At 70.4% G+C, this 6,408-nt stretch carries 5 protein-coding genes; 3 read left to right on the top strand and 2 right to left on the bottom strand.

What is annotated here, in order from left to right:
- Positions 1–636, bottom strand: a 636-nt coding sequence (locus IEZ03_RS16340; RefSeq protein ID WP_189241207.1) for a class I SAM-dependent methyltransferase, incomplete at its 3' end; no start/stop codon positions are given.
- A gap of 385 nt (positions 637–1,021) precedes the next feature.
- Between IEZ03_RS16340 and IEZ03_RS16335 the strand changes: the two genes are divergently transcribed.
- The 3 genes from IEZ03_RS16335 to IEZ03_RS16325 are packed head-to-tail and all read left to right on the top strand — an operon-like array spanning position 1,022 to position 5,839.
- Entirely contained in the window at positions 1,022–2,482 is a 1,461-nt protein-coding gene (locus tag IEZ03_RS16335; RefSeq protein WP_184883615.1) for an MFS transporter, read from the top strand.
- Positions 2,479–4,629, top strand: a complete 2,151-nt coding sequence (locus IEZ03_RS16330; protein ID WP_184883617.1) for a CRTAC1 family protein — start codon at positions 2,479–2,481, stop codon at positions 4,627–4,629. Before IEZ03_RS16335 ends, IEZ03_RS16330 begins: the two co-directional genes overlap by 4 nt.
- A 16-nt stretch (positions 4,630–4,645) precedes the next feature.
- Positions 4,646–5,839, top strand: a complete 1,194-nt coding sequence (locus IEZ03_RS16325; RefSeq protein WP_184883619.1) for an acyl-CoA dehydrogenase family protein — start codon at positions 4,646–4,648, stop codon at positions 5,837–5,839.
- Between the two features lie 91 nt (positions 5,840–5,930).
- Here the strand turns inward: IEZ03_RS16325 and IEZ03_RS16320 are convergent.
- Positions 5,931–6,408: class I SAM-dependent methyltransferase (locus IEZ03_RS16320; RefSeq protein ID WP_189241206.1), on the bottom strand; the 478-nt coding region annotated here is incomplete at its 5' end.

Raw genomic sequence — 6,408 nt, 5'->3', positions numbered from 1 at the left:
CCCGGCGGCGGCGAGCCACCGCTCGATGTCCTCGGCCGTCCCCACGTCGGCGAACTGGGCGGCGCGCTGGAAGATCGCGATGCAGGCGGCGGGAATCCTGCCGCCGCCGGTGACCACCGCGGTCCCGCGCAACCGCCCGCCGGGACGCAGCACACGGACCATTTCCGCGACGGCGGCCTCCGGGTCCGGGAAGCAGTGCAGGCCGTTGTAGGTGAGGCAGCGGTCGAAAGCGGCGTCGGTGAAGGGCAGCGCGCGCACATTCGCCTGATGGAATTCGACCGAGGACAGGTCGCGCCGTGCCGCCTCCGCCCGGGCCCTGTCCAGCATGAACGGGGAGATGTCCGCGGCGACATAGCGCACTCGCTGGTCCGGCCGCAGCCCGCGGAAGGACACACCTCCGCCGCAGGGGACGTCGAGGATCTCCGACCCCTCTGGCAGGTCACCGAGCTCGGCGATATCGCGATACATATCGCTCATGTCGTTGTGCCACATGAGGCGGCCGAGCGGGTCGGCGACGCGCTCGTGCATGACGATGAAGTCGTACATGCGCGACCCGAAGCCGCCTTTTCGCCATTGGCCGGTGACGCGGTCGGCGGCCGGTGGGAGCTGACCCGCGGTGCCGGCTTCCCGTGTCATCGCATTTCCTCCTGAATGGCGGCGATGCGGCTCGCCGCCTGGCACGTCGCATCCGCCGTCAAAGCTAAGGTTGAAAAAGACCTAGTGCAAGAACGGCGGCGTCGTTCAAACGCCCGGACGGCGGACGGAAGCGCGAGCGGCGCGCGGAAGCCGCCTGCTCAATCGCGGGATTCCGCAGTCGATCAGGCCGTTTCCCCGGGCGGACGGCCGACTTCCGGCCGGACGTTCACTTTCCCGGCTGAGCCCCTTGTGATCCTTTGCGGAATCGATCCTATATTTACGTAAAGCAGTGGTGGCGTCCGCGCCTCCGCCTGTTCCGTGTGCCGTCTTTCCTGGCCGGAGTACTGATCGGCGAAAGCGCCCCGCTCATATCGAGGAGCCCGTCGTGCGCGTTGTGACATCGAGTCCCACACCGGCCGAGATTCCCGGCGGGGTCCCCTCATTGCGGCAGCGGCGGACGGTCGTCCTCGCGTCGGTGACGGCCTTCATGGTCGGCCTCGACATCTTGGTGATCATGGTGGCGCTGCCCACCCTGTTCGAGACGCTGCGGGCGAGCGCCAGCGACCTCGGCTGGACGGTCAACGCCTACGAGATCGGCTTCGCCGCGTCCCTGCTGACCAGCTCGGCGCTCGGCGACCGCTACGGCCGGCGCCTGGTCTTCGTCATCGGTGTCGGCATCTTCACGGTCGGGTCGGTCTGGTGCGCGCTGAGCTCCGCGTCCGGAATCGGCATGCTGATCGTCGCGCGGGCCTTCCAGGGGATCGGCGGCGGCACCGGGATGGCGCTGGGGCTGTCCATCGTCACGGCGGTGACACCGCCCGCCAAACGGGGCACGGCCTTCGGCGTCTGGGGCGCGATCATGGGGATCAGCATCGCCGTGGGGCCCCTGGTCGGCGGCGGCATCCTGCATTTCCTGCCGTGGCAGTGGATCTTCTGGGTGAACGTTCCGATCGGCGCCGTGCTGATCGTGCTCAGCCTGCTCTGGATCGACGAGACCAAGGGCCATGCCCGGCAGCTCGACCTCATCGGGCTGATCCTCGCCAGCTCGGCCATCATCCTCATCCTGCAGGCGCTGCTCCGGATCGGCAGCGTCAGCGGAAGCGACTGGACGATCGTGGTGGGCCTGATCGCCGGCGGCATCGGGCTGATCACGTTCATCCAGTGGGAGCGCCGGTGCGCGGACCCGATGATCCCCCTGGCGATGTTCCGGGACCGGAGCTTCGCCGGCGGCTGCGCCTCGAGCTTCGCCATCGGCGCCGGCATCTACGGCACCGCGTTCATGTTCACCCAGTACCTGCAGCTCGTGGTCGGCGAGGACTCCATCGGCGTCGGGGTGCGGCTGCTCCCGTGGGTCGCGCTCGCGCCCCTGATCGCGCCGCTGGCCGGCCTGCTGGCCGACCGGCTCGGCGAGCGGCCCATCATCGCGGTCGCGCTGACCCTGTTCGCCGGCGCCTTCTTCGCGATCGGGGTGCTGGTGACGTCCGGGCGGTCCTACACGACGCTGGTCGTCCCGCTGGTCATCGCGGGGATCGGGGTCGCGGCGGCCATGCCCACGACCGCCACCGCCGTCATGCGGTTCACGGACCCGGAGCGGTTCGCCATCGCCTCCGGGGTGAGCAACACGATGCGCCAGGCGGGGGCCGGCTTCGGGGTGGCGCTGGCCGTGGCGATGTTCTCCGCCTTCGGCGGATACGAGTCCGGGCCCGAGTTCTTCTCGGGCTTCGGCGCGGCCGTATACGCGCTGGCCGGCGTGACCCTGCTCGGTGTGATCCCCGCCCTGGTGATCCCGCCGCTGCGGGGACGGGTCGCCGCCGGCCCGGGAGACAGCAGAACGGATGACTCATGATCGCAAGGGCATCTCTCCGTCCGCTGGGCGTCGCCGCGGCGTTCGTCGTCCTCACCGGTGCGTGCGCGTCCGGCGGGTCGGCGCCGCCGCCCAAGGTGGTGAACGCCGGGATTACCTTCCAGAACATCGCGGTCCCCGGTACGCCGCTCGCCGAGTACCGCCGCTGCCCGACGCTTCCCGAGCACCAGCACCGGCTGGCCAACAAGAAGCGGCTGTTCATCTCGATCAGCGACTTCACGGACGAGCCCCTGCACGACCGCGGCATTCCCGGCGTCGTCGTCTTCGACTACAACGACGACGGCTACCAGGACGTGTACGTGACCAACGGCCCGTGCCGGCCGAGCTCCCTCTTCGAGAACATGATGGGAAAGACGGGGAAGCTCGAATTCCGGGACGTCGCCGAGCAGGCCGGGGTCGCCCTGCCGGGGTTCAACGCGAACGGCGCGTGCGCCGGCGACATCGACAACTCGGGCCGCGACAGCCTCTACGTCCTGGGACGCAACGGCCCGAACCGGCTGCTGCTGAACCAGGGCGACGGGCGCTTCAAGGACATCACCGAGGAGAGCGGCGCCGGCGGAGGCTCCTACAGCCACGTGAGCTGCACGATGGGGGACTTCTCCGGCAACGGGCGGCTCGGCATCGCGATCGCGAACTCGAGCAACCTGAAGAACGCGAAAGCGATCATGGACGACACGTCCACCTACAACCAGCCGAACCAGCTCCTGGCGAACACCGGCGGAAGCACTCCGCACTTCGAGGACGTCAGCGTGAGCTCCGGATTCGCCACCCCGACGCCGCTCATCGGCCAGACCTGGGCGGTCGCCGCGGTGGACCTCTTCCAGCGCGGTTGCACCGACCTCGTGGTGGGGTCCGACCAGGGCGCCGTCCCGCTGGCGAAGTTCGCGGGGGGCCGCGACCGCGGGTTCATCCGGGTGTACAAGAACGACTGCCGCGGCCGGTTCACCGACGTCACGCAGCAGCTGGGCCTCATGGAGTCCCCGGGCGCCTGGATGGGCTTCGCATTCGGGAACCTCAACTTCAACGGCGAGCTGAGCATGTTCGTCACCAATTTCGGTGACTTCATGCTGCCCATGTACGGCCTGCCGCAGAACCTCGGCGACTTCTCCAGCCGCTGGCTGATCCAGCGGCCGGACGGCACCATCGCCGACCCGCGGAGCCCGGCGCAGCTCCATCCCTCCGAGACGGGCGCGGACCCGACTCTGGGCGGCCTGAACGCGACCCCGTTCGGCTGGGGCGTGTCGACGCTCGACTACGACAACGACGGCTACACCGACGTCGCCTACTACGGCGGCATGCAGGCGATCGTCGGCGTCAACGCGGACAACCCCGGGACCCTCCTGCGGAACGACGGCCCGAAGAAGCTCATCAAGGGGCTGTACCCGTCGTTCTCCTACGACCCGGCGCTGACGAAGAGCGGTGCCGACAACCGCACCCGGATCACCACCGGTGTCGCGTCGGGCGACCTCAACAACGACGGGCATGTGGACCTGGTGACCGCCGCCCAGGGGGTGATGGTCGGCAAGCTCACCTCGGACCCCCAGGACTTCGGTTCACCGTTCGATAGCAGCGCGTACCTCGCTGAGTACCGGGCGGTCGGCGTCCTGAGCTACAAGCCGGCCCCGGGCAAGACCGGCGAGGGGACGCTCGCCGTCGAGATGAACAAGGGCGGCAACGGAAACGGCTCGGTGGCGGTGCGCACGCTGGGCGCCAAGGGGCTGGTCGAGGACGCGCGGGCGAACCGGGACGGCATCGGCGCCGTCGTCAGCTTCACGCCCGCCGGTCTCCCCGCCGCGATCAGCCCGGTCATGGCCGGTTCGAGTTTCGCGTCGCAGAACTCGCTGGTCCAGTCGTTCGGGATGGGGACCGCGAAGACCGGGACGGTGGAGGTCCTCTGGCCGGGGGGCGTCCGCAACAAGCTCTTCGACGTGCGGCCCGGCGAGCGGATCACCTTCCCGGAGATCCCGTGCGACCACACCGACAGGTCGCTGTCCGCGAAGTCCTTCGAGTCGTGCGTCGACGGGGCGCTCCAGGACCTGGTCGACGGCGGGAAGGTGACCGAGCCGATGGCGGCCCGGTTCGCGTCCAGCGCCCTCCGGGCCTTCCACGAGGCGCACCAGCCCAACTAGGAAGCAGGTGACGGTCATGACAGACGGTTCCGGGACGCTGACGCTGACCCCCGCCGAGGCCACCGCCCGTGCGCAGGCGCTCATTCCGGTCCTCCACGACCGCGCCGCCAAGACGGAGGCGCTCCGCCGGCTGCCGGACGAGACGTTCGCCGACCTCAGGGAATCCGCGCTGATGCGCATCACCCAGCCGCGGCGCTTCGGCGGGTCGGAACTCGACCTCGCCGACGCGTTCGACGTCATCACGCTGCTCTCCCAGGGATGCGGGTCGGCCGGGTGGACGTATTCGCTGGTCATCGCGCACGGCTGGTTCGTGGCGCTGTTCGGCGAGCAGGCCCAGCAGGAGGTCTGGGGCCAGAATCCGGACGCGACCATGAGCACGTGCTTCAGCGGGGGCGGCCCCCCGGACGCCGTCGACGGCGGCCTGCACATCCGGGAGGGCCGGTGGCGGTTCTCGACCGGCGTGCACCACGCGGACTGGGTGGCGCTGCTCGCCCCGCTGCCGCGGCGGGAGGGGCCGCCGGACATGCGGTTCCTGCTGATCCCGCGGGACGAGGTCGAGATCGTCGAGGACTGGCGGTCGGCCGGGCTGGCCGGCACGGGCAGCTGCAGCGTGGACGCCAGGGACGTCTTCGTCCCGCACCACCGCACGCTCCGGCTGCACGACCTGCTGAACGCCACCGCGCCCGGCGCCGAGGTCAACGACGGCCCGATGTACCGGCTGCCGCTCGTCGGCGCCTGGCAGGTCTTCCTCACCGCACCCGCGGTCGGCATCGCGCAGGCGGCGATCAGCGCCGCGACCGAACGCATGCGGAGCAGGCCGCGTCCGGCCGCGGGCGCCAACGGGACCGCGGACCCGGGCGCCCTGGCCAGGCTCGGCGGTGCGGCGGCGCGCGTAGAGGCCGCGGAGACCCTGATCCGGCGCTCGGCGGAGACCGTGACCCTGGACGTGCTGACCCTGGGCGCCGCGGCCCCCGCGACGCTCGCCCGCAGCCGCCGGGACAACGCGTTCTCGGTGCGGCTCTGCGTGGAGGCCGTCGAGGACCTGTTCGTCAACGCCGGCGCGAGCATGCTGGACGAGAGCTCACCGCTACAGCGGCACTGGCGGGACGTGCACGCGGTCGCGCAGCACATGGCGAACAACCTCGACATGAACCTGCGCGCCTGGGGCGAGCGGGCCCTGGGCCTGAACGACGGCCTCCGCTTCGGCTGAACCCCGCCGGCCAATCCGTTGACTTGCGGCGTGTTGTTGTTATGGAGCGCTCCATAACAACAACACGCCGCAAGTCAACGGAGTCGGCGCGCTACTTGCGCGTGATCGTCGCTAGCCAGGCGTGGGCCTCGTGGACGCCGTGGAACGGGTTCAGGTGGAACTTGTCGGCGGTCAAGGAATCTATGGCCCAGCCGTCGCCGAATGCTGCGTGCAGTTCGTCCGCCCGGAAGCGGCGGGGGCCCCAGCTGCCCGGCTGCCGGTCGCTGAAGCAGATGAGGTGGCAGACGCCGCCGGGGCGGAGCACGGAGGCGATGCCCGCGACGTACTTCGCCCTGTCCTCGGCGTCGAGCACGTGCAGCACGGCACTGTCGATCACCGTGTCGAACACGACGGCCCGGCGCGGCAACTCGAGCGCGTCGGCGATCTCGAAGCGCGCGCTCACGCCGCGCTCGGCCGCCTTCTCGCGGGCGCGCCGGATCGCCGTGGGGGAGAGGTCCATGCCGGTGGCGTCGGCGCCCCGGCTCGCGGCGAGCAGCGTGTGCTCGCCGGTCCCGCAGCCGGCGTCGAGG

The sequence above is a fragment of the Actinomadura livida genome (assembly GCF_014648675.1).
Lineage (GTDB): Bacteria > Actinomycetota > Actinomycetes > Streptosporangiales > Streptosporangiaceae > Spirillospora > Spirillospora livida.
This window is presented reverse-complemented; position numbering and strand designations above follow the sequence as displayed.

Coding starts and splice junctions, on each gene's coding strand:
- IEZ03_RS16325 (WP_184883619.1), top strand. CDS start 4,646: ATGACAGACGGTTCCGGGACGCTGACGCTGACCCCCGCCGAGGCCACC.
- IEZ03_RS16330 (WP_184883617.1), top strand. CDS start 2,479: ATGATCGCAAGGGCATCTCTCCGTCCGCTGGGCGTCGCCGCGGCGTTC.